This is a genomic window from Streptomyces humicola, assembly GCF_024436035.1.
GTDB classification, from domain to species: Bacteria; Actinomycetota; Actinomycetes; order Streptomycetales; family Streptomycetaceae; genus Streptantibioticus_B; species Streptantibioticus_B humicola.
The window spans coordinates 72125-97549 of the sequence record NZ_JANFNG010000023.1 but is presented as its reverse complement, the minus strand read 5'-3'; the positions used below and the strand labels follow the sequence as shown (position 1 = coordinate 97549).

The following is a 25425-nucleotide window of genomic DNA, read 5'->3' as shown; positions in this document are numbered from 1 at the left end:
GGGGGGGGGGGGGGGGGGGGGGGGGGGGGGGGGGGGGGGGGGGGGGGGGGGGGGGCGGGGGGGGGGGGGGGGGGGGGGGGGGGGGGGCGCCGCTGTGGGGTGTCTCCTCGGCGCTCGAACGTCACCTCGTGCGGACACTGACCGTGGAATTGTTCTCGTCGCCTGTGGGGACACCCCTGCGCGCCCCCTCCCGGGCCGGTTGCGCGCCTGCCGCCCGGCGGCACGGGAGAGTTCATTCTCATGCGCTCCCGCGCACAGAGGTGTCGGCGGAAGGTGCCACCGGCCCGCAGCCGCCCGACGGCATGGGAGGGGACCTGCAGGGGTGGCCCCGCAGGCGACGAGAACGGCCGCGCGGCGCACACGCAGGCCACGTGACGTTCGAGCGCCGAGGAGGCACCCCACAGCGGCGCCGACCCCCCAACGACGCCACGGCGCAACGCGACCCCAGACACGCGACCGGACCAATCACGCCAGCGGGCCGGCGGGGCGCAGCGGCGGGCGCGCGTGACCGGCGCGGTCACGGGGCCAACGAGGGCGGGATCTCGCCGGATCCTCGGGCGATCAACGTCCCGGGGAGCTCGACGCGGCGCGGTGCCTCGCTCACGCCGTCCAGCCGCCGGAACAGCAGCTCCGCCGCGGTCCGCCCGAGCCGCGCCGGGTCCTGGGCTATCACCGTCACGCCGGGGCGCAGCAGGTCGGCGAGTTCGAAGTCGTCGAAGCCGACGAGCGCGACCGGGCGGACGTGCTCGGCCAGTACCCGCACCGCCGTGACCGTCACGCGGTTGTTGCCGGAGAAGATCGCGGTGACCGGTTCCGTCCCGCCCAGTAGGCGGGCCAGCTCCGCTCGGACGTGATCCGGCGTCGTCGGCCCCATCGACACCCAGTCCGGCGCCACCGGAAGCCCCGCGTCGGCCATCGCCTCGCGGTAGCCGCGCAAGCGCTCGCCCGCGGTGTGGATGTGCGGGCGGTCGCCGATGAAGGCGATACGGCGGTGCCCGTGGGCGATCAGGTGTGCCACGGCCTCGCGCGCACCACCCGCGTTGTCGGTGAGTACGACGTCCGCGTCGATCTTCCCGGCGGGTCGGTCGACGAACACGGTCGCGATACCGGCCGCCATCTCGGGTTCGAGATAGCGGTGGTCGTCGCTGGCGGGAACGATCACCAGCCCGTCGACCCGCCTCGCGCACAGTGCCAGCGCAAGCTCCTGCTCCCGTTCCGGGACCTCCGCGCTCGATCCCGCGAAAAGCAGGCTGCCGTTGGCACGCGCGACCTCCTCGACCGCGCGGCTGAGCGGCGAGTAGAACGGGTCCGCGAGGTCCTCCAGCACCAGGCCGATGCTGGCCGTGCGCCCCTTGCGCAGAATGCGCGCGCTGTCGTTGCGGCGGAAGCCGAGTGCGTCGATGGCGGAGCGAACCCGCGCCTCGGTCTCGGGGGTGACCCCCGGTTCGCCGTTGACGACGCGCGATACGGTCTTCAGGCCCACGCCGGCACGGGCGGCGACGTCCTTCATCGTCGGTCGGCTGCCGTAGCGTGCGGACGGCATGGTTCGGGCTGCTGCGTGGTACTCGGGCACGGGCGGCATTCCTGTCGTAGGGTGCGCGGGCACCTGAGCCTAAGGACTGGACAACGTTGTCAACAAAGGGGAACACTACTCTCGGCTCGCCATTGCCCAATGGACTGCCCACTGGACGCACTCCACGCCGGGAGCGCACCGCGGACAAGGGAGACACCGGACCGATGCAGATCGAAGCCGCCGCCGCGCGGACAGCCGCCACCGATGGGCTTGTCGTGGCGCTGGACATCGGCGGTACGAAGATTGCCGGGGCCCTGGTCGACGACCGCGGGACGCTGCTGGTGCGCGCGCAGCGGCCGACCCCGGCGGCGGAGGACGCCGAATCCGTGATGCGTGCGGTGTCAGAGGTGATCGGCGAACTGGCGGCCGACCCGCGCAGGCCGCTGGCGACGGCCGTCGGCATCGGCAGTGCCGGCCCCGTGGATGCCTCGTCCGGCACCGTGAGCCCGGTCAACGTTCCCGGCTGGCGCGACTTCCCGCTCGTCCAGCGGGTGCGTGAGGCGACCGGCGGCCTGCCGGTGGTGCTGACGGGGGACGGCGTCGCCATCACGGCCGCCGAGCACTGGCAGGGCGCGGCGCGCGGCTACGACAACGCGCTGTGCATGGTCGTCTCCACGGGAGTCGGCGGAGGTTTCGTCCTGGGCGGGGTGCTGCATCCCGGTCCCACCGGTAACGCCGGCCACATCGGCCATATCAGCGTGGACTTGGACGGGGATCCCTGTCCTTGCGGCGCCCGCGGCTGCGTGGAACGCATCGCCAGCGGCCCCAACATCGCCCGCCGCGCACTGGACGGCGGGTGGCGTCCACCGGAAGGCGTGGAGGCGACCGCGGCGGCGGTGGCGGAATCCGCACGGGCCGGGGATCCGGTGGCAAGGGCGTCCTTCGTACGTGCCGCTCAGGCCCTGGCCGCCGGGATCGCGGCGGCAGCGACGCTGGTCGAGATCCAGGTCGCGGTGGTCGGCGGGGGTGTCGCCGGCGCGGGCGAGCTGCTGTTCGGGCCGTTGCGCGAGCAGCTCCGCCGCTACGCCACCTTGTCGTTCGCCGCGGGAGTGAAGGTGGTCCCGGCTCAACTGGGCACGGATGCGGGCCTGGTCGGGGCGGCGGCCGCGGCCTTCGCCGCCCCCCTCGTGCCGCCGTCGGCCGGGCCCTACGGTCTGGCGGGCGGTCCACGCGCGGTGCTCAGCGCGTAGAGTCACCGGCCGCAGGGGTACCGTCAGGCGCATGCCGGCGGGGCCGCGACGGCTTGTGCGCCGTGTGCGTACCGACGGACGCGCGCCGTACGCGCCCGCTCATGCGTTTGCACAACCGGGCGCTCCGGGCACTTCATAGGGGGCGCGACCGAGGAGGGGGCACCGTGATCGTCTGGCTGAACGGGGCGTTCGGCGCGGGGAAGACCAGTACCGCGTGCGAACTGCTCGACCTGATACCCGGCAGCACCCTGTACGACCCGGAGCTGATCGGCCGCGGCCTGCGGCGGCTGCTCCCTGAGAAGCGGCTCGGGGAGGTCGACGACTACCAGGACCTCCCGTCATGGCGGAGGCTCGTCGCGGACGCCGCCGCGGCTCTTCTGATGGAGGTCGGCGGACCGCTCGTGGTGCCGATGACGCTGCTGCGCCAGGAGTACCGGGACGGGATCTTCGGGGGGCTCGCCTCTCGTGGCATTCCCGTGCGGCATGTGCTGCTGGACGTTGAGGAAACGATCCTGCGTGAGCGGATCAAGCACCGCGAGGAGGTGCCGGGCGACCCGGACGCCAGTGCTGCGGTACGCCACTGGTGCCTGGACCATCTGGCCGCCTACCGCACCGCCCTGCCCTGGTTGACGGGTGACGCCTACGTCATCGACACCAGCGCCCTCACCCCGCGTGAGGCGGCGGAGCGTGCCGCGGCAGCCGTACGGGAGGGCGCCGGCGCCTGCGGCATCGTGCAGACCCCCGAGCCGACGGGCGAGACCGTGGCGGCCGGGGTGCTCCTCTTCGACGAGCAGGAGCGCGTACTGCTCGTGGATCCGACCTACAAGCCCGGCTGGGAGTTCCCCGGCGGGGTCGTGGAGCGCGGCGAACCGCCGGCGCGCGCCGGAGTGCGAGAGGTCGCCGAGGAACTGGGGCTGCAGCTCGGGCAAGGCCTGCGGCTTCTCGTCGTGGACTGGGAACCGCCGAGGCCTCCCGCTTTCGGCGGCGTGCGGATGCTCTTCGACGGCGGTCTGCTCTCGGCCGCGGACGGCGGGCGGTTGCTGCTGCCCGCGGCCGAACTGCGGGACTTCCGCTTCGTCACCGAGGACGAGGCGGCCTCGCTGCTGCCCAAGGAGCGCTACGCCCGCTTGCACTGGGCGCTGCGCGCCCGCGAGCGTGGCCGGGCCTTCAACCTCGAGGCGGGCGAACCGGTCGAGTGACGCCCGTCCGCGGGCCCCGCGGGCACCGGCTGCTGCGCCGCCGGTGCCCGTCGCCACCGGAGCTCAGGCGGCCTTGGCCTTGCCGCGCGCGTAGTTGACGAGGAAGAGCGCCTCGGCGAGCGAGAGCCGTTCCAACTCCTGGGGCGACACGCTCTCGTTGGCCGCGTGGATCTGCGCATCGGGCTCGCTGAGACCGATCAGCAGAATCTCCGCCTGCGGGTAGAGCGAGGCCAGCGTGTTGCACAGCGGAATCGAACCGCCCTGGCCCGCGACCTGCATCTCGGCGCCGTCGTACGCCGTCTGCAGTGCATCGCCCATCGCCTCGTAGGCGGGGCTGGAGGTGTCGGCCCGGAACGGCTGGCCCTGGCCGCGCGGCGTGACCTCGACCCGCGCACCCCACGGCGCCGCCGCTTCCATGTGCGCCGTCAGGGCCTTCTGCGCCTCGGCGGCGTCCAGGCCCGGGGGGACCCGCAGGCTCACCAGTGCCCGCGCGCTCGCGTGCACCGACGGGGTGGCACCCACGACCGGCGGGCAGTCGATGCCGAGCACGGTCACTGCAGGCCGGGCCCACAGGCGGTCGGCGATGGTGCCGGTGCCTATGAGGCCGACCCCGTCGAGCACCTTGGCGTCGCTGCGGAAGGCGTCTTCGTCGTACTGCAGTCCGTTCCACGCCTCCTGCTCCTGAAGTCCGTTGACCGTGGTGGCCCCGGACTCGTCGCGCAGCGAGTCGAGGATGCGGATGAGCGCGGCCAAAGCGTCGGGGGCGGCGCCGCCGAACTGGCCCGAGTGCAGATTGGCTTCGAGCGTCTCGACGCTCACCTCCACCATCGTCATGCCGCGCAGGGTCGCGGTGACGGTGGGCAGGCCGACGCGGAAGTTCCCGGTGTCGCCGATGACGATCGCGTCGGCGGTGAGCAGTTCGGGGTGGGCCTCGGCGTACCGTTCGAGACCGCCTGTGGCCTGTTCCTCGGACCCCTCGGCGATCACCTTCACCGAGACGGGGACCCCACCGTTCTCCCGCAGGGCGCGCAGCGCGGTGAGGTGCATCAGGATGCCGCCCTTGCAGTCGGCCGCGCCCCGCCCGTACCACCGGCCGTCGCGCTCGGTGAGCTGGAACGGGGGGGAGAGCCAGGCCCCTTCGTCGAGCGGGGGCTGCACGTCGTAGTGGGCGTAGAGCAGGACCGTCGGCGCACCCTCAGGCCCGGCGAGCCGGCCGTAGACGGACTGGGTGCCGTCGGGGGTGTCGAGCAGCGCCACGTCACCGAAGCCCTCCGCCCGCAGGGCGTCCGCCACCCAGCGTGCGGCCTTCTCGCACTCGCCGACCGGGAACTGCCGCGGATCCGCGACCGAGCGGTACGACACCAGCTCGGCGAGTTCGCTCCTCGCCCTCGGCATCAGGGCGGCGACCGACTCGGCGAGTGCGGTTGGCCGGGCCTGGTACATGAGCGCTCCTTCGGGTGCGGTTGTGATCACGGATGGACGCCGTGATCGTCACCCCGATGGTCCCACAGCGACTCCGCGGAGAGGGCGCCTTAGGATGCGGGGAGGCGGCAAGACGAACGGGAGCGGACGCACACGTGAGCAGCGACGACGCACGGGGGAACGGCGGGACGGCGGAGAGCGGGGACACCACCGTGTGGGACGTCGTCGTGGTCGGCGCCGGGCCGGCCGGGGCGAGCGCGGCGCATGCGGCGGCCGCCGCCGGGCGCCGGGTGCTGCTCCTGGAGAAGGCCGAGCTGCCGCGCTACAAGACCTGCGGCGGCGGCATCATCGGCCCGTCCCGCGACGCCCTGCCGCCCGGTTTCGAGCTGCCGTTGCGCGACCGGGTGCACGCGGTCACGTTCAGCCTCAACGGACGGCTCACCCGCACCCGCCGCTCCCGTCAGATGCTCTTCGGGCTGATCAACCGCCCGGAGTTCGACGCAGGTCTGGTCGAGGCGGCCAAGCGCGCGGGGGTCGAGGTGCGAACCGGAGCCGCCGTCTCGCGCGTCGAGCAGCACGGTCCGGCCGTCCCGGACCGCAGGACCGTCGCCGTCGTGCTCAACTCCGGGGAGATGGTGCTCGCCCGGGCCGTCGTCGGCGCGGACGGCAGCGCGAGCCGCATAGGAGCCCATGTCGGCGTCAAGCTCGACCAGGTGGATCTCGGCCTGGAGACGGAGATCCCGGTACCGCCGTCGGTCGCCGAGGACTGGGCGGGACGGATTCTGATCGACTGGGGCCCGCTGCCCGGCAGTTACGGATGGGTCTTCCCCAAGGGCGACTCCCTCACGGTCGGGGTGATCTCGGCGCGCGGCGAGGGCGAGGCGACCAAGCGCTACCTCGAGGACTTCACCGCCCGGCTCGGCCTCGCCGGATTCGAACCCAGCATCTCCTCCGGCCACTTGACGCGTTGCCGCGCGGACGACTCCCCCCTCTCCCGCGGCAGGGTGCTGGTCTGCGGCGACGCGGCCGGGCTGCTGGAGCCCTGGACCCGGGAGGGCATCTCGTACGCGCTGCGTTCCGGCCGGCTCGCGGGGGAGTGGGCGGTACAGATCGCCGAGGCCCAGGACGCTGTGGACGCTCGCCGCCAGGCCCTCAACTATGCGTTCGCGGTGAAGGCCGGGCTCGGCGTGGAGATGGCGGTGGGCCGCAGGATGCTGACGCTCTTCGAGCGGCGCCCCGGCGTGCTCCACGCAGCCCTGACGGCCTTCCCGCCTGCATGGCACGCCTTCACGAGGATCACCCGTGGCACGACCACGCTGGCGGAGCTGGTGCGCACCCATCCGCTCGCGGGCCGCGCGTTGTCGAGCGTCGAACGCGCCTAGCAGGGCCGCGCCGTCACTGCGACACCGCGGTCATCCGACCGTGGTTATCCGGAAGACGGGGTGGTCGGGCGCTATGCGGCGCAGCTCCTCGTCGGAGGAGTCGGGGCCGACGCCGCCGAAGAAGGCGCCGACCTCTGCCTTCCACCGCTTCAGGTAGGCCCGCAGTATGTCCGGCTTCTCGTCGTCCGGGACCTCCACGGCAGTGAAGGCGTCGACCTTCTTGCCAAGTCGGAGCTCGCCGCCGCCCGCCGCCCGCATGTTGTGTGTCCACTGCACGTGACCGCGGGCTGCCACGAGGTACTGGGCCCCGTCGAGCGTGAGGGGGTTGACCGGTGTGTGCCGCCATTCCCCCGTCTTGCGGCCGCGCACGGCGAGCACTCGGGACCCGCGCAGGCTGATCCCGCGCTCGGTGAGCAGCGCGACCGTGCGGTTGAGGACATTGACGGTGAACCAGCCGGGCTTCTGGACGTGCTGAGTCATGGCGGACCCCAGTGGGCTAGGTAAGTGTGAGCGGTGCTCTCGTTCCAGATCAGTCTGACACCCTGCACCCGCCTTCGCAAGAGCACTGCTCACGTTGTTGATTGCTGATCCGGTCGATGGCAGACTTCCGGCATGAGCGTCATCCGAGGAGCCAGGCAACGAGCGCGAATCGAGGTCACAGCCGCCATCAAGGACGAGGCGAGACGGCAGCTGGCGGCCGAAGGCGCCGCCCGGCTCTCGCTGCGGGCCGTCGCCCGCGAGCTCGGCATGGTCTCCTCGGCGCTCTACCGCTACTTCCCCAGCCGCGACGACTTGCTCACCGCGCTGATCATCGACGCCTACAACGCTCTCGGCGAGGCAGCGGAGGCGGCTCTCGCCGAATCGAAGGGAGTACCACCTGCCGACCGCTGGCGGGCCGTGTGCCAGGCGGTTCGCCGCTGGGCGCTGGCCCATCCGCACGAGTACGCCCTGATCTACGGCTCGCCCGTGCCCGGCTACACCGCCCCGCGGGACACCGCAGCCCCCGCCGCCCGAGTGGGCCGGGCGCTGCTCGCCGTCGCCCTCGACGCCCAGGAGGACGGCGAACTCGGTGAGCCCGCGGACGGCCCGCTGCCGCCCGGCGTGCGCACCGATGTGGAGCGGATCGCCGCCGAACTCGCCGCCGATCTTCCGCAGCCCGTGATAGCGGGGCTCACCGCCGCCTGGTCGCAGCTGTTCGGGCTCGTCGGCTTCGAGGTGTTCGGCCATTTCAACAACGTTGTCGAGGCCCGTGACGAGTTCTTCGACCACTCGTGTGCCGCGCTCGCCCATCAGGTGGGCCTGTCATCCGCCCACGGGACTCATGGAGCTCACGGGCGGCTACTCCCGCGGGAGTAGGGACGATCACTGCTGCGGAGTGACGCCGGCCGTCCCTGAGGCGGTTAGCGTGGCGCCATGCGCGAGGAGCAGCCGCCCCCGGTGGGCACGGAGCACCCATGGGACGGCGGCAGGCCGTACTGGGGCGGTCCTCCATGGCTGCGCGGCCGGCGGCGCGACGCACGCCGGTTCCCTGTGGTGTCATCGCTGGCCGTCGCGTTCGCGCAGCTGATCGGCTCCACCGCCGTCGGACGCCACCAGACCGGCCGGGTGCACCTCGATGCCCTCGGCTACCTCCTGCTGCTGATCGGCCCCGCGTTCCTGGCCGTGCGGCAGCGGGCGCCCGGTCTCGCCGTCTACGGGACGGCAGCCGCGATTGTGATCTACATCGCCGCCGGCTTTCCGTACGGGCCCGTCTTCCTCAGCCTGATCGTGGCCGTCTACTCCGCGATCATCCGTGGACGGCGGCGCGACGCGTGGATCGGGATGGGCATCGTCTACGCAGGCCATCTGCTCATCGGCCACTGGCTCTACCGGTGGTTGCCGCCACCCGGAAGCGCGCCTGCCGCGTGGGGCCCGGAATGGGGCATCGCCTGCTGGCTCTTCGTCCTGGGAGCGGCGACGGAACTGGTGAGGGTGCGGCGCGAGCAGTTCGCCCGCATGCGCCGTGAGCGCGCGGAGGCCGAGCGCCGCCGCACCGACGAGGAACGGCTGCGGATCGCCCGGGAGCTGCACGATGTCATCGCGCACAGCCTCTCGGTCATCAACGTGCAGGCAGGGGTGGGGCTCGAACTCATCGACGAGCGCCCTGAACAGGCCCGGACCGCACTGGTGACCATCAAGGCGGCGAGCAAGCAGGCGCTCGGCGAGGTACGGCAGGTGCTGGGAACGCTGCGTGCGCAGGACGCCGCACCGCGCGAGCCGGCACCCGGACTCGGCCGCCTCCGCGAGCTCACCGGCCACGCCACCGCCGCCGGACTCGACGTCGAGATCACGGTGGAGGGCGAGGAGCGCCCGCTGCCGCCGGGCGCCGATCTGGCGGCGTTCCGCATCGTGCAGGAGGCGCTGACAAACATCATCCGGCACTCGCAGGCCCGCACCGCCCGGGTGCTGATCGGCTACCTGCCCGGCGCCGTCGAACTGCGGGTGGACGACGACGGGCCGGCCGTCACCGGCGGCACGAGCGGCGGCGGAAACGGCCTGGTCGGCATGCGGGAGCGCGCCGCCGCGCTCGGTGGCACCGTGACCGCGGGCCCCCGCGACGACGGCGGCTTCCGTGTCGATGCGAGGCTGCCCGTGCCCGGCACGGGTGGCGTGTGGGTCCCCGGCAGGTCCGGGGATCCCCTGCAGGAGGAGAGATGACCAGGGTGGTGCTGGCGGACGACCAGGTGCTCGTGCGCGCCGGCTTCCGTGCGCTGCTCGACGCCCAGGACGACATCGAGGTGGTCGGAGAGGCCGCGGACGGCGAGGAGGCGGTGCGTCAGGTCTCCCGTCTCGAGCCCGACGTCGTTCTGATGGACATCCGCATGCCGGTGCTCGACGGCCTCGCCGCGACCCGAAGGATCAGCGAGGACCCGGCACTGGGCCGGGTGAAGGTGGTCATCCTCACCACCTTTGAACTCGACGAGTACGTCTTCGAGGCGATCCGCTCCGGAGCCACCGGGTTCCTGGTCAAGGACACCGAACCCGCCGACCTGGTGCGTGCGGTGCGGGCCGCCGTGGCCGGGGATGCCCTGCTGTCGCCCGGTGTGACGCGTCGCCTGATCGCGGAGTTCGCCGCCCGCTCCAAGGAGCCCGCCATGGCGGCCGGCCTGGAGCAGCTCACCGAGCGGGAGCGGGAGGTGATGGCGCTGGTCGGCATCGGGCTGTCGAACGACGAGATCGCCCGTCGCCTGGTGGTCAGCCCGCTGACCGCGAAGACGCACGTCAGCCGGGCCATGGTCAAGCTCGGGGCTCGCGACCGGGCCCAACTCGTCGTCTTCGCGTACGAGTCCGGTCTGGTCCGGCCCGGCTGGTTGGGGTGAACGCGCGCGGCGGCGCGCCCGGTGGAGCCGGCAGTGTCCGTCAGCGTGCGGCGCCCTTGCGCCGGACGTACAGCTGCTTGCGGATCCGGGCGACGAGGGCGCCGTCGGAGCCCACGACGTCGTTCTCGAACCACACCAGAGCCTTCCGGCCGTCCTCCGTCAGCTTTCTGATCTCCTCCAACCGCTCCTCGGCCAGCGTGAATTCGGCGAACACCGAGCCCCTGCCGGGCGCGAGGAAGTCGATCTCGGCGGACTTGTCCCATACGAGGTAGTCACGGCCCAGACGGTGCATCACCAGGAGCATCCAGAACGGGTCGCTCATGGCGAACAGCGACCCGCCGAAGTGCGTCCCCACGTAGTTGCGGTTGAAGCGGTTCATCCGCAGCCGCACGCGTGCCGTGCTCCAGTCGTCGGCGATCTCCAGCACCCGGATCCCGGTGCACAGGTACGGCGGCCACAGGTTCATCGCGCGCCGCAGCGAGGTGGGGGTGAAGGAACGACGAGCCATGCTTCGACGCTAGCATTCTTCGCTACTCGCCGGTAACTAGTGGTGCCCGGCGTCGCGCACCGCAAGGGCGATCGCCGACGCGGTCGCCGCGAGCAGGGCGACCGTGGTGAGCGCGATCGGCAGCCCCGTCACCTCGGCGAGGAATCCGATCGACGGCGGGCCGAGCAGCATGCCGCCGTAGCCGAGGGTGGAAGCAGCGGCCACCCCGCCGGGCCCGGCGAGTGCGCCCGCCCGGGCGATGGCGACCGGGAAGACGTTGGCCAGGCCCAGTCCCGTCACCGCGAACCCCGCGAACACCAGCCATACCCACGGCGCCAGCGCGCCGACCAGCATTCCTGCCGCTGCCGTCGCGCCGCCCAGCACGACCGTGCGCGTGCGGCCGAGGCGTTCGAGCAGGGCGGTGCCGGTAAGCCGGCCGACGGCCATCGCCAGGGCGAACGGTGCGTACGAGGCGGCCGCGAGCCCCGGTCCGCTGTGCAGGTCTTGAGTGAGGTGCAGCGCGCTCCAGTCGGCCAGTGCACCTTCGCCGTACGCGGTGCACAGGGCGATCAGGCCGAAGACGACGACCAGCCTGTTCACCCCGCCCCGCGCCGGTGCCGGACGCGGCGGTGACTGTTCAGTCGGTGCCGGACGGACCGGTGCCGGATGGACCGGTGCCGGATGGGTCAGCAGGATCCGCCCGGCACCGGTGGTCGCCAGCAGTGCGATCGGGGTGAGGAGCAGCAGATGCCTCGTGGGGCTCAGGTGCGGTGCGAGGAGCGCGCCGAGCCCCGCGCCTGCCAGGCCGCCGAAGCTGAAGGCGGCGTGGAAGCCCGGCATGACGGGCCGTCGGAGCGCCGCGACGAGATCGACGGCGGCGCTGTTCATGGCGACATTGAGCCCGCCGTACGCCGCGCCGAAGACCAGCAGGACGAGACCGAGCGCGAGCGCCGAATGGGTGAGCGGGGGCAGCGCCACGCTGAGCCCGAGCAGGATCGCGCACCACACCGTCACCTTGTGGCTGCCGAAGCGCCGGCACAGGTGCCCGGTGAGGACCATGGTGGCCACGGCGCCTGCGGAGACACCCAGCAGCGCGAGGCCCAAGGCGCCGGAGGATGCGCCCACTTGCTTCTTGATGGCTGGAATGCGCACCACCCAGCCCGCGAAGGTGAAACCGTCGACGGCGAAGAAGGCGGTGATGGCGATGCGCAGTGCCGTCAAGGAGCGGGCCGCAGAGGTGTCGTCGCCGGACGGGCCGCAGTCGTCGGTGACCCGTGGAGTCCGTATTTTGTTTCGGCTCGGCACAAAGTAAGAATAGGGCTGTGACGCAGACCCGTACAAGGCTCGAACGAGGGCGCTCGGCGCTAGGTCCCGCCCTGACGCTCGTCCACACCGGCAGCGCTCCCACCCGCGCCGTGCTCACCGCGGAGCTCGGAGTGACCCGCGCGACCGCCGGTGCGGTCGCCGCCGAGCTGGAAGTGCTCGGTCTGATCCGGGTGGACACCCGGCCCACCGTCGTCGCCGGTTCTCAGGGCCGTCCCTCCCACCGGCTCGACGTCAACCCCGACGGACCTGTCGTCCTCGCCGCCCAGGTGCACTCCGACGGCTTCCGGGCCGCGCTCGTCGGGCTCGGCGGGCGCATCGTCGCCACCACACCCGGCTGCATGACGGTGCCCGCCGACCCGGCGCACGTCCTCGGCGCCGTCGTCGAGGCAGGCGCCGATCTGCTGAAGTCGACGGGCCGGCGCTGTCTGGGGGCAGGCCTGGCTGTGCCGTCAGCGGTGGCCGAGCCCGAGGGAACGGCCCTCAACCCGCTGCACCTCGCCTGGCCCGCAGGGGCACCGGTTCGGCAGGTGTTCGCCGAACAGGTCCTCGCGCACGGCATCACGACCCCCGACGGCGTGCCGGTGGCCTCCTTCGTCGGGAACGACGTCAACCTCGCCGCGCTCGCCGAGCACCGGCACGGGGCGGGGCGTGGCGCGCGTCATCTGCTCGTCGTGGCCACCGGGCACCGCGGCGTCGGCGGTGCGCTGGTGCTCGACGGCCGGCTGCACACCGGAAGCTCCGGTCTCGCCCTGGAGGTCGGCCATCTCACCGTCAACCCCGAGGGCCGGCCCTGCCACTGCGGCGGGCGCGGCTGCCTGGACGTCGAGGTCGACCCGCTCGCCTTCCTCCAGGCCGCGGGGCGCGATCCCGGCCCCGAGGTCTCGCTGCTGTACCAGTCGGCTGCCCTGCTGCGCGAGGAGTACGCGGACCCTTCGGTCCGGGCTGCGGCGGAGGCGCTGATCGACCGGCTCGGGCTCGGCCTCGCCGGCCTGGTCAACGTGTTCAACCCCGACCGTATCGTCCTCGGCGGGCTCCACCGCCATCTTCTCGACGCCGATCCCGAGCGGCTGCGCGCCGTGGTCGCCGACCGCAGCCTGTGGGGGCGCAGCGGCTCCGTACCGATCCTCGGGTGCACGCTCGACCACAACAGCCTCGTCGGCGCCGCCGAGCTCGCCTGGCAGCCGGTCCTCGACGACCCGCTGGCCGCACTCGCGACGTAGTGGCGTAGCGGTGCACCCCGGGGCGTACTTCCGCTGGGGTATGCGAGGTCGCACCGGCCGTACGACGACGCGGGCGCGATGGACGGCGACTCTCGATGGTGTCAGAACCGGAGCGACCCGGGAGAGATCCCGGATCCGCACCGGACCGGAACCTTCGAGGAGTTGACCGATATGAACATGCTGGCAGGCCCTTGGCACGACGGCGGGCCGGGTCCGTGGATCCTCTTCGTCCCGCTCGTGTGGGCGGTGGTCGTCTTCGGTGTCGTCACGCTGCTGCGCCGCACCGTGTGGCGGGGACGCGGCCCCTGGAACCGCTTCGGGCCGCCGCAGCCGTCCGGGGAGTCGCCGGTCGCCCTGCTGGGCCGCAGGTTCGCTGCGGGAGAGATCGACGAGGACGAGTACTGGCGTCGGATGTCCGTGCTCGACCAGGAGTTCGGCAGTCGGCCCGGTCCCGGCCGCTGATCCGGCCGGCCCACCCTGCGTGTGCTGCGCGCGGCCCCGGAGGGGAGTGGGCCCCGGACGCGCGCGCAGCCTGGTGTCGGGCCGGTCAGGCGAGGGAGACCGCGATGGCCTGCGGTCGGGTCCTGCGACGCTTGATGGTGAGCGCTGCGGGGACAGCCGCTTCGGCGGGGGCGGCGGCAGGTGGAACGACCGGTGCGGAGAGGGTGAACCACACGGCTTTGCCGCTGCCGTTGGCGGAGCTGGGCCGAGTGCCCCAGCTCTCGCTGACCGCGGCGACCATCGCGAGGCCGCGCCCGGATGTGGCGAGCGGTTCGATGGGGCTGCCGAGCCGCGGTGGCCTGGGGTCGTTGTCGGTCACCGAGACAGTCAGCCGGCCGCTGCTGAAGACCATCTCGACGGAACAGCGTTTGTCCGGCTGAGCGTGCTGGTGGACGTTGGCGAGCAGTTCCGTGATGCCGAGCAGCGTGGCGTCTATGAGCGGGTGGAGATCCCAGTACCTGAGCTTTGCAGAGACGATTCTGCGCACCTGGCCGATCCGATGCGGCAGTGCTTCCAGTTCCAGCGAGCACTGCCGTGTGTGATGGTGGGTGATCACGGCTACGACTCCCTCCGGGGTGGGGCCGACCTCGTGTCCGGGGCCCGGCCCCGGCCCGCTCGAATGGGAAAGCCTGAGCAGGACATACATACGGTGACGACGCATGTACTCCGTGTGTGTGACCAGAGTCACCCCACGAGCTGAAATCTGCAACTCCCGGCGCGGGGAGTCCTCCTGATTCAGCCCCCTGATTCAGCCCCGTGTACGCCCCCGTCCGGGCGGCCCGGCGTGCCCGCGTGCAGAGCCCAGCGCGTCGAGGAAACGCCGCGCCGCGTCCGACTCGGCTTCTCCGAGCCGCAGCAGATAATGCCTGCCGTCGAGCACCACACGGGTCCGGCCCTTGGCCGGATACCAGCGTGGCGCGCTCGCATGCGCCGTCGCCAGCGGGGCGCTGTCGATCTCCTGGCCACGGCTGGTCCGCAACACCAGCCGCCCTTCACCCACTTGCACCTCACCCGCCCGGGTCAGTGAACGCAGCCATCTTCTGATCTGGACCCCGCTGAGGCTGAAATCGGACTCCGCCACGGTGCACCCCCTTCGCCCGCAGTGCCGCGTGTGGCCGTGCATGGCCGCGTGAGCGCAGTGTGCCGCGCCCGCGGTCCGCGCACCAGTGCGCGCGCTGTTCGTGCGGTGGCTGCCTATGATCGAACCGTGCCCGGCACGGTGGCCGGGAGCGGGGCGAGCGGGAGGCGGGAAGCACGTGGACACCGTCGAACAGGCCGGCGACCGCCATCTCGCAGGAGGCGACGCGCCTGCCGCCACCGTGGATGTCGACCGCTCGGACGAGCGCTACCGCGCCTGGCTGAAGGAAGCCGTGCGCAAGGTCCAGGCCGACGCGAACCGGAGCGCCGACACGCATCTGCTGCGTTTTCCGCTGCCCGAACACTGGGGAATCGACTTGTACTTGAAGGACGAGTCGACCCACCCCACGGGCTCGCTCAAGCATCGCCTCGCACGTTCGCTGTTCCTGTACGGGCTGTGCAACGGCTGGATCCGGCCGGACCGGCCCGTGATCGAGGCGTCGAGCGGCTCGACGGCCGTCTCCGAGGCGTACTTCGCAGGGCTCATCGGCGTGCCGTTCATCGCGGTGATGCCGCGCACGACCAGTCGTGAGAAGCAGCGCCTGATCGAGTTCCATGGCGGTCGATGCCATCTGGTGGACGATTCGCGGACGATCTACGAGATCTCCGCCCGCCTGGCGGCGGAGTCCGGCGGTCATTACATGGACCAGTTCACCTACGCCGAACGGGCGACCGACTGGCGTGGCAACAACAACATCGCCGAATCGATTTATCAACAACTCGACAAGGAGCGCCATCCCGAACCGGCGTGGATCGTCGCCACGGCCGGCACGGGCGGTACCTCGGCCACCATCGCCCGGTATGTGCACTACATGCAGTACGACACGCGAGTCTGTGTCGCCGACCCGGAGAACTCGTGCTTCTTCGACGGCTGGGTCACCGGTGATCCCGATGTGGTCTGCGAGCGGGGCTCCCGCATCGAGGGGATCGGGCGGCCACGGATGGAGCCCAGCTTCGTCGCGAGCTCCATCGACCGGATGATGAAGGTGCCGGACGCGGCGTCGGTCGCGGCTGTGCGTGCGCTGGAACGGGCGATCGGCCGCAAGGCGGGCGGCTCGACGGGTACGGGACTGTGGGGGGCGCTGCGCATCGTGGCCGAGATGCTGGCCCAGGGGCGGACCGGGAGCGTGGTGACGCTGCTGTGCGATCCGGGCGACCGCTATCTCGACAAGTACTACTCGGACGCGTGGCTGGCGGAACAGGGCCTTGACATCGCTCCCTACGCGGCCGCGATCGACGGGTTCCTCGCCACCGGCACCTGGTCGGACTGAACCCGTCCGTCAGCCGCGGGCGGCGGCGAGCGCAGCGTCCAGGGAGCGCACGGCGTCGCGGAAGGCGTGACCCAGGCCGGGACGCGCCACCCGGAGCAGACCGCGGGCGCCCGCGGGAGCGTCCACGGCGAAGGTCCACTGGACGCGCGTGCCGCCCGGAGCGGTGGGGGAGAGCAGCCACTCCTCCGCAAGAGCGCGGACGACGGGGGCATTGGTGGTGTCGACCCGGTACGCATAACGGGTCGGGTCGTCCGAGGCGAGCACCGTCTCGCTGAACCTCACGCCGCCCATGAGACCGATCTCGCGGCCTCCGTCGGTGGGGCGCGCCAGCGTGACCGCGCCGAACCACTCCTTCCAGCCGGCGGTGTCGTGGGCGAGGGCGTGGAACACCTCGGCGGGTCCGGCGGAGATCTCGTCGGCGAAGACCAGACGTAGCGGAGCGCTGCCGACGAAGTCGAGACCGACGGGGCGGAGTCGGCGCGGCATGACGGGCACCTCCTGATCGGAACGGCCGGGCAAGCCGTACGGTACGCGATAGCTGACGGTATGTCAGTCCCGTTGTGTGCGCAGCCTGCTCAGGCCTCCGTGGCCTCGTCCGTCTCGCCAGCGACGACCAGATCCGCCAGATGCTCGGAGATCTCCGCGCGCACTTGCGGCGGTATGCCGGCGTCGGTCACCAGGGTGGAGACCTCGTCGAGCGTGGCAAAGGAACTCAGCCCGACCGTACCCCACTTGGTGTGGTCGGCTATCACCACGACGCGTCGCGCCGAGCGCACGAACTGCCGGTTGGTCTCCGCCTCGGCGAGATTCGGCGTGGACAGGCCTGCCTCGACCGACAGGCCGTGCACACCGAGGAAGAGCAGATCGAAGTGGAGGGAGCGGATCGCGCGGTCGGCGACCGGGCCGACGAGGGAGTCGGACGGGGTCCGCACGCCGCCGGTCAGCACCACCGTCGCGGCCCCGGGGCGGACCGCCCGCTGTGTGCCACTGCCCGACCGGCGCTGCCCGGTGTGGAAGACGTCCGCGACGCGCACCGAGTTGGTGACGACCGTCAAATCGGGCACGTCGAGGAGATGGTGCGCGAGCGCGTAGGTGGTCGTGCCGCCGGACAGGGCGATGGCGCTGCCGGGCACGACCATGGAGGCGGCGGCGCGCGCGATTGCCTCCTTCGCACCCGGTTCGAGGCCCGCCTTCGCCTCGAACCCCGGCTCGTGGCTGCTCGCCTCGGCGACCGGGACCGCTCCGCCGTGCACCTTCTCGACCATGCCCTGGTGCGCGAGCGCGTCGAGATCACGCCGCACAGTCATGTCGGAGACGTTGAGCTTGCGGGTCAGTTCGTTGACACGCACCCCGCCGCGCCGCCTGACCTCGTCGAGGATCAGGGCACGCCGCTGCTCAGCCAGGAGGTTCTGGTTGTCGCCCACCCGCGCCCGTCCCTTCCGTCGTCTGCGTCGTCTGCGTCGTCTGCGTCGTCTGCGTTCTGCGCCGTCCGTGCCATCTTCCCACGGGGATACGACATCGTGATCCGTCGGGACGGCGGCCCGGTCAGGGAAGCTCGGGGAGGTCCTCGGCGTAGAGCAGCTGCAGGTCGTCATGGGTCGGTTCGCAGAGCTGGGCCACCCGGCCCGCGTGCCGCTCGACCATGGCCTCGAAGGTCAGCCTCGCGGCGCGCCCGTTGCCGAAGGACGGGCCCTTCGGAAGTGCCGTGAAGTACTTCAGCAACGCCTCGTCGGTGCCCTCCCCGAGGCGGTACTCGTGCTCGTCGGCCTGGGAGCCCACGATCCGCAGCAGCTCCTCGGCCGTGTAGTCGCCGAAGGTGATGGTTCGTGAGAAGCGGGACGCCACACCGGGGTTGGAGGCCAGGAAGCGCTTCATCTCCGCCGTGTACCCGGCGACGATCACCACGACCGCGTCCCGGTGGTCCTCCATCAGCTTCACCAGGGTGTCGATCGCCTCGCGGCCGAAATCCCGCCCCGAATCCTCGGGCGCAAGCGCGTATGCCTCGTCGATGAAGAGCACACCTCCACGCGCGCGTTCGAACGCCTCCTGGGTGCGGATCGCCGTCGAGCCGATGTGCTCGCCGACGAGGTCGACGCGGGAGACCTCGACGAGGTGCCCGGTGTCCAGGACGCCTAGCGACGCCAGGATCTCGCCGTACAGCCGGGCCACCGTCGTCTTGCCGGTGCCGGGAGAGCCGGTGAAGACCAGATGACGGCGGGGGGAGGGGGCCTTGAGACCGGCCTGCCGCCGGCGGCGGCCGACGGCGATCAGGTCGATCAGGGCGCGCACCTCGCGCTTGACGCTCTCCAGGCCCACCAGCGCGTCGAGTTCACCGAGCACGGCCTCGGCGGGGCGTGCGGCCGGGGCCTCGGCCCCGGAGGCGCCCTCGGCAGGGCGCGGCTCGGGCACCCCGCCCAGCAGACCGTACGAGCCCGTCCCGGTGGCCGTCATCGCGGCCGGGGCGGTTGCGGGGTGCGGCGGCAGGCCCTCCGTCCGGGCGGCCGAGGGCGGGCCGGGACGGCCGGCGGAATCGGGGACGACGCGCAGCTCGGCGCTCTCGTCGCTCGTGCACTCCTTGGCGACCGGTCCCGGTTCGGCAAACTCGTAGCCGCCGCGCGAACAGCGCTCGGTACGGCACCGGGTCAACGTGGTACGGCACCCGTCGATGATGTGGAATCCGTAGCCGCGGCTGCCGGTGACCCGGCAGCCGGTGAACGTACCGCGCCCGCCCGCGGAGACGTAGAACCCGGCCTCGGCGGGGGAGGCGACGGTGCACCGTTCGATCGTGGGATCCGCGCCCTTGGTGACGATGACGCCCGTCGCCACGGCGTCGATGGTGCTGGCGGCGAGGGTGCCTCCGCTTCCGTGGTCGCGGAACCAGGCGCCGGTTGTGGCCTCCCGGATGCGGCAGTCGTCGATCTGCACGGTGGCACCGTCGCTGACGGAGACGGCGGTGTTGCGCACCTGGGCGATGTCGCTGTCGACGACGTCGGCGCGCGAGCCCCGGTCGAGGACGAACAGGGCATCGGGCACATCGTGCACGCGGCAGGAGTCCAGCACGGCCGCGGCGCCGTCGCTGATCCACACCGCCGGATAGTCGCCCTCGCTGTCGTGGATCTCGCACTGGTTGGCGTCGGCGCGGGTGCCCGGGTCCCATACGGACAGGCCGTTGCGGCCGAAGCGGCGCACCGTCGAGCGGGTGAGGGTCAGCACCGAGCGCGACCGCAGGTCGATCGCGTTCTCGGGTATGTCGTGGATGTCGCAGTCGGCGAGGGTGAGGACGGCGTCGGTGTCGAGGGTGACGCCGTCGCCGGTCGTACGGTGCACCTGGCAGTCGGTGAGATGGCCTGCGGCCCGTGCCGTGACCTGCACACCGGTGCCCTTGATCTCGTACATCTCGCAGCCGACGGCCTCGGCGACCGTCCCGTCACCGGTCACGGCCAGGCCGGCGCCGCTCGCATGGTGGATGCGGCAGCGGTCGAGGCGCGGTGAGGCGCCGCTGCGGACGGCGAAGCCCGACTGGCCGGCCGCGACCACCTCGCACTCCTCGAACAGGCCGCCGGACGAGTCGAGCACGCTGATGCCGAGACCCGCCGGGTTGTCCACGGTGCAGCGGCGTACGGTGGGGCGGGCGCGGTCGCGGACCTCTATGCCCACGGCCGAGCGGGTGACGACCTTCAGCCCCTGCAACTCGGGTGTCGACCCCTCGACGAGCAGGGCTGCGGCGGAAGTGTCCTGGCCCTCGATGTGCAGGTCCTGCACGGTGGCAGCGGCGCGCACCGTCAGGGCGACGCCACCCGGCGGGGCGATGCGCACGGAACCCGGGCCCTCGGCTCCCCGCAGCGTCACGGCGCGTTGGACGACGATGTTCTCCCGGTAGGTGCCGGGGACGACCGCGACGACATCGCCGTCGCCTGCCGCCTCCAGGGCGGCGGCGAGGGTGTCGTACTCGCCCGTGCGGCGCCGCCACCGCGACGTACCGGTGTGCGTCACCTGAGCCACGCCCTGTGCCATGGTGCTGTTCTGCCCCCACCTCTTGGGTCTGCGGACCGGGGCTCCACGGTAGCGCGAGCCGGGGGCGCCCCTGCACCGACGAGCCCAGAAGCCTTGTCCCGTGCGGCGGTTCGGGCGGAAAGCGCCGTAGCGGAGCAATCGGTGGTATAGCGGTCAGCCTCCGGCGCCGGCGCGGCCCCAGTCCTGGCCGAGCCGAGCCCATGCGCGCTCCCAGTCCGCGAGGCGGCGGCGCAGGATCCGCCAGCCGAGGAGCTGGCGCATCCCGCACGCGAACGATGCGACGCCCGCGGCTACACCGAGGCCGGCGGCGACCGCGTTGGTGGTGGCCGTGGACCGGTCCATGGGGCGGCCGGTCAGCACGCCCCTTGTGTCGATCCACACCGGAACGCGGTCACCGGACTGGCGGGGCAGCACGATGTGTATCGTCCCGGTGCGGACCGTTCCGTCGGGTGCTGTCCAGCGCACGACGGCCGAGCGGACGGTGTCCTGACCGTCCGTCGAGTCGCCGTCCGCGCTGACGGCGGGGACGGTGCGGGCTGAGGTGCTCAGCACGGTGGCCGGCACCAGGTGGCGCTGGGCATGCTGGAGGCGCACCGTCCGCTGCAGCTCGTACCCGACGGTCCGGCCGGTGGCGAGCCCTGCCGCGGGCGCGCCGACCGCCACCACGGCGGCCGTGGCGAGACCGGCCCAGGCCTCGACCACGTCGCTGCGGCGCCGTAGCGGGTTGGGCCGCCACCGCCAGGCGCCCGGCATCGCGGGCATCGGTCCCGTCGGCCGCATCGCACCTCACCCCCTCGCACGTCCAAGTACCGCAAACGGCACAACACATGCGCGGGGCGGCCCGAAAGCGCCCGAAAACACCCCGCGCGAGGGGTCGGCCGCAGCGCTGCCTTGACGCGCTACTCCAGGATGGTGAACGCGTCACCGACGCGCAGGGTTCCGCGATTTTCCGGTATGAGGTTCTGCCCGAAGACAAGAGAGTCGCCGAAGCGCCGATGCCGGGCCAGGGTGGCGAGTGGCTCCTTGCCGCGCACGGCCGTCCGCTGGTCCGTGGTGGTGATGATGCACCGGCCGCATGGCTTGGCGACGCGGAGGCTCACCTCTCCTATCGCGATCCGGCGCCAGCCGTCCTCGGCCCAGGCCTCCGTGCCCTCCACCACCACGTTCGGACGGAAGCGGTTCATCGGCAGCGGCCCCTCGTCCGGACGGCCGCCCTGCGCGATCAGAGAGTTGAGGGCGTCGAGCGAGGCCGCGGAGGTGAGCAGCAGCGGGTAGCCGTCGGCGAAAGTGACCATGTCGCCGGGCAGGGAGTACTCCGGGTCGACCGGCCGTCTGCGCGCCGGGTCGTCCAGATGGACAAGGGTGACGCGCGCACCGAGGAACTCCCCGAACCACTCGGCGGCCTGCGGCGCCGCGGCGACCGCCTCCACCTTGTCGCGCCATATCTGCACCGGCATGGTGGCGGCCGGCTCCGGGACGGCCACGTCCAGCGGCGGCATGCCGGGCGCGGCCACCCTCAGACGGCCGTCCGCCAGCGGCTCGGCGCATATCAGCGCCATGCGCGGCCACTGACGCTGCGTGAGGAAACGGTTGTCCCCGTCGACCAGCATCCACCTCCGGTCCCCGACGAGCCCCCACGGCTCGACGGCCGCCTCGCCGGGCGCCGGTCCCGCGACCGACTTCACCGGATAGATATGCACAGCCTTCAGTCGTGGTGTCCTCATACGGCCATGCTGCCAGCCGCCTGTGACAACCGGACTCCCGCCGGTGCGGCGAAGTTCGCGCGGCTCAGTAGCCCTGCCCGTTGTAGGGGCGACGGTACGGGTCCTCGCCGTACGGGCCGGGCGCCGCAGGACGGGGCGGGGCGGGATACGGGGCCGCCGGGCGTGGCGGCACCGGCCGCACCGCGTCGTACCCCGTCGGGCCGCCCTGGTACGGCGCCTGGGGGGCCTGCTGCGGGTAGCCGCCGGCATAGCCGCGCGGTCCGCTCGCCTGCTGCGGGATGTACGCGGCGGGGGCCGGCTGCACCGGGTACGCGGCGGGCTGCGGCGCCGGCACATAGCCGGTGTACGTGCCGTGCAGCGGCGTATGGGAGGTCGACGCGGAGGGGAGCGCCGGGAGCGCCGGAAGCGCGGGCAGGCTGCTGCCCATGTCGTACGGCGGGGTTACCCGGATCGGGGCGATCTGGGGGGTACCCCGCTCTGCGACCAGGCTGTCGTAGATGGGGGTGTCCGGGAAGGCCGGCGAGGCGTAGTAGCCGCCGCCGTAAGAACCGCGGGGGGTGGTCATGCTCCATAAGTTAAGCCCACGATGTGCTGGAAGGGGAGACCGATAAGAGGGTTGTTTGGCGCGTCGCCAGTGAAGTGAGTTCCCCAATACGATCGAATCCGCGAAAAACGGCCATCGGGCGGTGTTTCGATGGTGTAAAGGCGGGTCCGTGCCGATGGCGTGTCGCGGGCCGGTCCAGGCGGCATCGCGCGAGTGATCCCTCCGCCTGCCGGAGCGTCAGTCCTCAGTCGGCAGCCGGGCCGGGGGCCTGTTCCCCCGATTGCGGACGCGCGTATGTCCGGCCCTTCCACGCCGCCCCCCTGCCCCGGTAGTGCTGCAGCGCCGAGTCCGCCGTCATCGCCGCGTACAGCATCGCCGTGAACGGCAACAGCGGTGCGAGCCACAGCGGCTGGCGGTAGTAGCGCAGCGTCGGCGCATACGTGCCGGTCATCACGGCCCACGCCGCCGACCCGGCCGCGAGGAGCAGGCCGTCGCCGGTCACCGCGCCTGCCACCGCCGCCACCGGAGGCACCGCGTAGACCAGCGCGAGACCAGCGAGCGTCGCCATGAGCAGGGCAGGGTTGTGCCGCAACTGCGCGTAGGCGCTGCGCGAGATCATCCGCCACAGCTCCGACAGCCGCGGATAGGGCCGCACGCTGTCCACCCGGTCGGCGAGGCCGAGCCAGATCGTGCCGCCGCTGCGCTTCACCGCCCGTGCCAGCGCCACGTCGTCGATCACCGCATGCCGGAACGCGGCGGGAACGCCGGCGCGCTCCGCCACCTCGCGCCTGATGAGGACACAACCGCCCGCCGCTGCCGCCGTGTGCCCGCCGCGCCTGTTGATCCACCGGAACGGGTACAGCTGCGCGAAGAAGTAGACGAAGGCCGGGACGATCAGCCGCTCCCAACCCGTCTCCACGCGCAGCCTCGCCATCTGCGAGACGACATCACGCCCGTCCGCCAGCGCCGCGGCCACCAACTCGCGCAGCGAGCCCGGCCGGTGGGCGATGTCGGCGTCGGTGAGCAGCAGATAACCGTGCTCATACGCCCCGGCCGCGACACCGATCCCGTGGTGCACCGCCCACAGCTTCCCGGCCCAGCCCGCAGGGGGCTCGCCCGGGGAGCAGACGGTCAGCGGCAGCCCTCCGTGCTCCTCGGCGATGGCCCGCGCCAGCGCGCTCGTCCCGTCCGTGCTGCCGTCGTCGACCAGGAACACCTCGGCACGGCCCGGGTACTCCTGAGCCAGCAATGACGGAAGGCTGTCAGGCAGCACATGGGCCTCGTCCCGCGCCGGCACCACGACCGCCACCGCGGGCCAGACGGCCGGGTCGCCGCCCGGCGCGCGCGGCGGCAGCCGCACATCGGTGCGCCAGAACCCGCCCTGCCCCACCAGCAGCCACCCCCAGGCGAGCAGCGACACGAGGGCGATCACGATCGAGATGGTCACGCGCGGCAGTCTGCCCCACATGCGCGGCCCGGAACGACACCCTGGCGCGGGCCCAGTTAAAGTTGCGTCGGCTGCCGGAGCGAGGCGTGCGGCGTGCGACGCCGGCCGCGCACGGCCGGATGCCGTTCGACAGCGACAGCGACGACAGCGAGACCGAGAGGCATGCCGCAGTGAAGCGAGCCGGACTGAAGATCGCGCTCATGGACTCCGGCATCGGTCTGCTGGCCGCCGCTGCCGCACTGCGGGCGCTGCGCCCGGACGCCGAGCTCGTCCTCTCCTCCGACCCGGACGGCATGCCCTGGGGGCCGCGCACCGCCGACGACGTCACCGCCCACGCGCTGGCCTGCGCCGAAGCAGCCGCCGCCCATGCCCCCGACGCGCTGATCGTCGCCTGCAACACCGCCTCCGTCCATGCGCTGCCCGCGCTGCGCGCTGCGCTGGAGCCCGGGATCCCGGTGATCGGGACGGTCCCGGCGATCAAGCCGGCAGCCGCCGATGGCGGTCCCGTGGCGATGTGGGCGACTGCGGCGACCACGGGCAGCGCCTACCAACGCCGGTTGATCGAGGAGTTCGCCGACGGAGCCCGGGTCACCGAGGTGGCCTGTCCCGGTCTCGCCGACGCCCTGCAGGAGGCCGACGAGGCCGCGATCGACGAGGCCATCGCATCCGCTGCAGCCCGCACCCCGCGCGACGTCAGCTCGGTGGTGCTGGGCTGTACGCACTACGAACTCGTGGCCGACCGGATCCGTGCTGCAGTGCAGCCCGCCGACGCTCCGCCCATCGTGTTGCACGGTTCTGCGGACGCCGTCGCCGCCCAGGCGCTGAGGCGCATCGGAGCAGCCCCCGCGCCCGACGCCGAGCCGTCCGGTTCGCTCACGGTGATCCTCAGTGGCCGTATCGCCGCCCTGCCCGATGCCGCACTTGCCTACGCGGAGGGCCGGGCGATCTCCGCCGCAGCGCCCGTCCGCTGACCGCTGACGATGCCCCTGTCGCGCCCGTACCGCCCGACGCGACCCGTGCGGCGCCGGTAACAGTGCCGTCACAGCGTGCTGCGAGTACGCTCCGGACTATGCACGACACCGGCACCGGCGACACCCGGGGCGCGGACGCGCCCGGCGATCCGGCGGACACACCCGAAGTGTGGACCGGGCACGCCACCAACCGGGGGCAGTGGGTGCTCGCCTCGATCGGCGCCGGATGCGTGGCGCTCGGCATCGACCTCGCCGTCGAGCCGTCCTGGAGCCCCGGACTCGCGCCACTGGTCATGTCGGTCGTCGGCTGTCTCGCAGCCGGACTGCTCGTGCTGTTCGGAACGGTCGCCTTCACCCGGGTACGGGTGCGCGTGGACCGCGAGGCGCTGGAGATCCGCTGCGGTTACGGGCTGCCACGCCGCCGCATCACCCTCGACCAGGTCGACTCGGCCCGGCTCGCGCCGTGGATCAGCCCGCGCAACTGGGGCGGCTGGGGATACCGCTGGCGTCCCGGGATGGGCACCGCCGTGGTCGTGCGGCGCGGGCCGGGCTTCGTCGTCGTGCTCGGCGACGGGCGGCGCCTGACGGTGACGGTCGACGACGCGGAAGGGGCGGTGCGGGCCATCAGGGACCGGCTCGCGCACTGACACCCCTTCCG

The 25425-nt window shown here is 72.4% G+C and carries 25 protein-coding genes; 11 read left to right on the top strand and 14 right to left on the bottom strand.

Going from position 1 to position 25425, the window contains the following annotated elements; all coding sequences use genetic code 11:
* Window positions 1-517: 517 nt before the first annotated feature.
* A complete protein-coding gene (locus tag NGB36_RS24355; protein WP_372509514.1) occupies window positions 518-1582 on the bottom strand; it encodes a LacI family DNA-binding transcriptional regulator in 1065 nt (354 codons plus the stop codon).
* Between the two features lie 155 nt (window positions 1583-1737).
* Between NGB36_RS24355 and NGB36_RS24350 the strand changes: the two genes are divergently transcribed.
* Together NGB36_RS24350 and NGB36_RS24345 are read left to right on the top strand one after the other, a co-directional pair.
* Window positions 1738-2763 carry an ROK family protein gene (locus NGB36_RS24350; protein ID WP_255922591.1) on the top strand — a complete coding sequence of 342 codons (1026 nt, stop codon included), beginning with the start codon at window positions 1738-1740 and terminating at the stop codon, window positions 2761-2763.
* A 164-nt stretch (window positions 2764-2927) separates the two neighbouring features.
* A complete protein-coding gene (locus NGB36_RS24345; protein WP_255922590.1) occupies window positions 2928-3962 on the top strand; it encodes an NUDIX hydrolase in 1035 nt (344 codons plus the stop codon).
* A gap of 63 nt (window positions 3963-4025) precedes the next feature.
* On the opposite strand, the gene NGB36_RS24340 is transcribed toward NGB36_RS24345, so the two are convergent.
* On the bottom strand, window positions 4026-5405 hold the full coding sequence (locus NGB36_RS24340) for a dipeptidase (RefSeq protein ID WP_255922589.1): 1380 nt from the start codon (window positions 5403-5405) through the stop codon (window positions 4026-4028).
* Window positions 5406-5539: 134 nt separating this feature from the next.
* Here NGB36_RS24340 and NGB36_RS24335 point away from each other — a divergent pair, with 134 nt between their 5' ends.
* The gene (locus NGB36_RS24335) at window positions 5540-6766 is read left to right on the top strand and encodes a geranylgeranyl reductase family protein (protein ID WP_255922587.1); all 1227 of its coding nucleotides are present in this window, start codon (window positions 5540-5542) and stop codon (window positions 6764-6766) included.
* A 30-nt stretch (window positions 6767-6796) separates the two neighbouring features.
* Here the strand turns inward: NGB36_RS24335 and NGB36_RS24330 are convergent, their stop codons facing one another.
* Window positions 6797-7246 carry a nitroreductase family deazaflavin-dependent oxidoreductase gene (locus tag NGB36_RS24330; RefSeq protein ID WP_255922586.1) on the bottom strand — a complete coding sequence of 150 codons (450 nt, stop codon included), beginning with the start codon at window positions 7244-7246 and terminating at the stop codon, window positions 6797-6799.
* Between the two features lie 132 nt (window positions 7247-7378).
* On the opposite strand from NGB36_RS24330, the gene NGB36_RS24325 reads away from it, so the two are divergent.
* The 3 genes from NGB36_RS24325 to NGB36_RS24315 are packed head-to-tail and all read left to right on the top strand — an operon-like array spanning window position 7379 to window position 10125.
* Entirely contained in the window at window positions 7379-8122 is a 744-nt protein-coding gene (locus NGB36_RS24325; RefSeq protein ID WP_255922585.1) for a TetR/AcrR family transcriptional regulator, read from the top strand.
* A 57-nt stretch (window positions 8123-8179) separates the two neighbouring features.
* Window positions 8180-9463, top strand: coding sequence for a sensor histidine kinase (locus NGB36_RS24320; protein WP_255922584.1), 1284 nt, complete (start codon window positions 8180-8182; stop codon window positions 9461-9463).
* On the top strand, window positions 9460-10125 hold the full coding sequence (locus NGB36_RS24315; RefSeq protein WP_255922582.1) for a response regulator: 666 nt from the start codon (window positions 9460-9462) through the stop codon (window positions 10123-10125). The genes NGB36_RS24320 and NGB36_RS24315 overlap by 4 nt, the downstream gene beginning before the upstream one ends.
* A 40-nt stretch (window positions 10126-10165) precedes the next feature.
* Here NGB36_RS24315 and NGB36_RS24310 read toward each other — a convergent pair whose 3' ends face one another.
* Window positions 10166-10633, bottom strand: a complete 468-nt coding sequence (locus tag NGB36_RS24310) for a DUF4442 domain-containing protein (RefSeq protein ID WP_255922581.1) — start codon at window positions 10631-10633, stop codon at window positions 10166-10168.
* A 36-nt stretch (window positions 10634-10669) separates the two neighbouring features.
* Window positions 10670-11917 (bottom strand): MFS transporter, encoded by a 1248-nt coding sequence (locus NGB36_RS24305; protein ID WP_372509513.1) that lies wholly within the window; start codon window positions 11915-11917, stop codon window positions 10670-10672.
* A 17-nt stretch (window positions 11918-11934) separates the two neighbouring features.
* Here NGB36_RS24305 and NGB36_RS24300 point away from each other — a divergent pair, with 17 nt between their 5' ends.
* Both NGB36_RS24300 and NGB36_RS24295 read left to right on the top strand, forming a co-directional pair.
* The gene (locus tag NGB36_RS24300) at window positions 11935-13158 is read left to right on the top strand and encodes an ROK family protein (RefSeq protein ID WP_255922579.1); all 1224 of its coding nucleotides are present in this window, start codon (window positions 11935-11937) and stop codon (window positions 13156-13158) included.
* A gap of 171 nt (window positions 13159-13329) precedes the next feature.
* A complete protein-coding gene (locus tag NGB36_RS24295) occupies window positions 13330-13620 on the top strand; it encodes an SHOCT domain-containing protein (RefSeq protein ID WP_255922578.1) in 291 nt (96 codons plus the stop codon).
* A gap of 85 nt (window positions 13621-13705) precedes the next feature.
* On the opposite strand, the gene NGB36_RS24290 is transcribed toward NGB36_RS24295, so the two are convergent.
* Together NGB36_RS24290 and NGB36_RS24285 are read right to left on the bottom strand one after the other, a co-directional pair.
* Window positions 13706-14212: an ATP-binding protein gene (locus tag NGB36_RS24290; protein ID WP_372509515.1), complete on the bottom strand. Its 507-nt coding sequence runs from the start codon at window positions 14210-14212 to the stop codon at window positions 13706-13708.
* 195 nt (window positions 14213-14407) lie between these two features.
* The gene (locus NGB36_RS24285) at window positions 14408-14740 is read right to left on the bottom strand and encodes a hypothetical protein (protein WP_255922576.1); all 333 of its coding nucleotides are present in this window, start codon (window positions 14738-14740) and stop codon (window positions 14408-14410) included.
* Window positions 14741-14915: 175 nt separating this feature from the next.
* Here NGB36_RS24285 and cds1 point away from each other — a divergent pair, with 175 nt between their 5' ends.
* A complete protein-coding gene (cds1, locus tag NGB36_RS24280; protein WP_308288918.1) occupies window positions 14916-16067 on the top strand; it encodes an L-cysteine desulfhydrase Cds1 in 1152 nt (383 codons plus the stop codon).
* Window positions 16068-16076: 9 nt separating this feature from the next.
* Here the strand turns inward: cds1 and NGB36_RS24275 are convergent, their stop codons facing one another.
* From NGB36_RS24275 to NGB36_RS24245, 7 genes are all read right to left on the bottom strand, one after another.
* Complete coding sequence (locus NGB36_RS24275; RefSeq protein ID WP_255922575.1) at window positions 16077-16553, bottom strand: SRPBCC family protein; 477 nt, start codon at window positions 16551-16553, stop codon at window positions 16077-16079.
* 89 nt (window positions 16554-16642) lie between these two features.
* Window positions 16643-17491 carry a DeoR/GlpR family DNA-binding transcription regulator gene (locus tag NGB36_RS24270; RefSeq protein ID WP_255922573.1) on the bottom strand — a complete coding sequence of 283 codons (849 nt, stop codon included), beginning with the start codon at window positions 17489-17491 and terminating at the stop codon, window positions 16643-16645.
* Window positions 17492-17612: 121 nt separating this feature from the next.
* Window positions 17613-20081: a right-handed parallel beta-helix repeat-containing protein gene (locus NGB36_RS24265; RefSeq protein ID WP_255922572.1), complete on the bottom strand. Its 2469-nt coding sequence runs from the start codon at window positions 20079-20081 to the stop codon at window positions 17613-17615.
* 153 nt (window positions 20082-20234) lie between these two features.
* Window positions 20235-20861, bottom strand: a complete 627-nt coding sequence (locus NGB36_RS24260) for an Rv1733c family protein (RefSeq protein ID WP_255922571.1) — start codon at window positions 20859-20861, stop codon at window positions 20235-20237.
* 119 nt (window positions 20862-20980) lie between these two features.
* A complete protein-coding gene (locus NGB36_RS24255; protein WP_255922569.1) occupies window positions 20981-21805 on the bottom strand; it encodes an MOSC domain-containing protein in 825 nt (274 codons plus the stop codon).
* A 64-nt stretch (window positions 21806-21869) separates the two neighbouring features.
* Window positions 21870-22370, bottom strand: coding sequence for a DUF6643 family protein (locus NGB36_RS24250; RefSeq protein ID WP_255922568.1), 501 nt, complete (start codon window positions 22368-22370; stop codon window positions 21870-21872).
* A gap of 223 nt (window positions 22371-22593) precedes the next feature.
* Entirely contained in the window at window positions 22594-23817 is a 1224-nt protein-coding gene (locus NGB36_RS24245; protein ID WP_255922567.1) for a glycosyltransferase, read from the bottom strand.
* Between the two features lie 164 nt (window positions 23818-23981).
* Between NGB36_RS24245 and NGB36_RS24240 the strand changes: the two genes are divergently transcribed.
* Together NGB36_RS24240 and NGB36_RS24235 are read left to right on the top strand one after the other, a co-directional pair.
* Window positions 23982-24767 (top strand): glutamate racemase, encoded by a 786-nt coding sequence (locus tag NGB36_RS24240; protein WP_255922600.1) that lies wholly within the window; start codon window positions 23982-23984, stop codon window positions 24765-24767.
* Window positions 24768-24865: 98 nt separating this feature from the next.
* Window positions 24866-25414 (top strand): hypothetical protein, encoded by a 549-nt coding sequence (locus NGB36_RS24235; protein WP_255922566.1) that lies wholly within the window; start codon window positions 24866-24868, stop codon window positions 25412-25414.
* Window positions 25415-25425 lie beyond the last annotated feature (11 nt).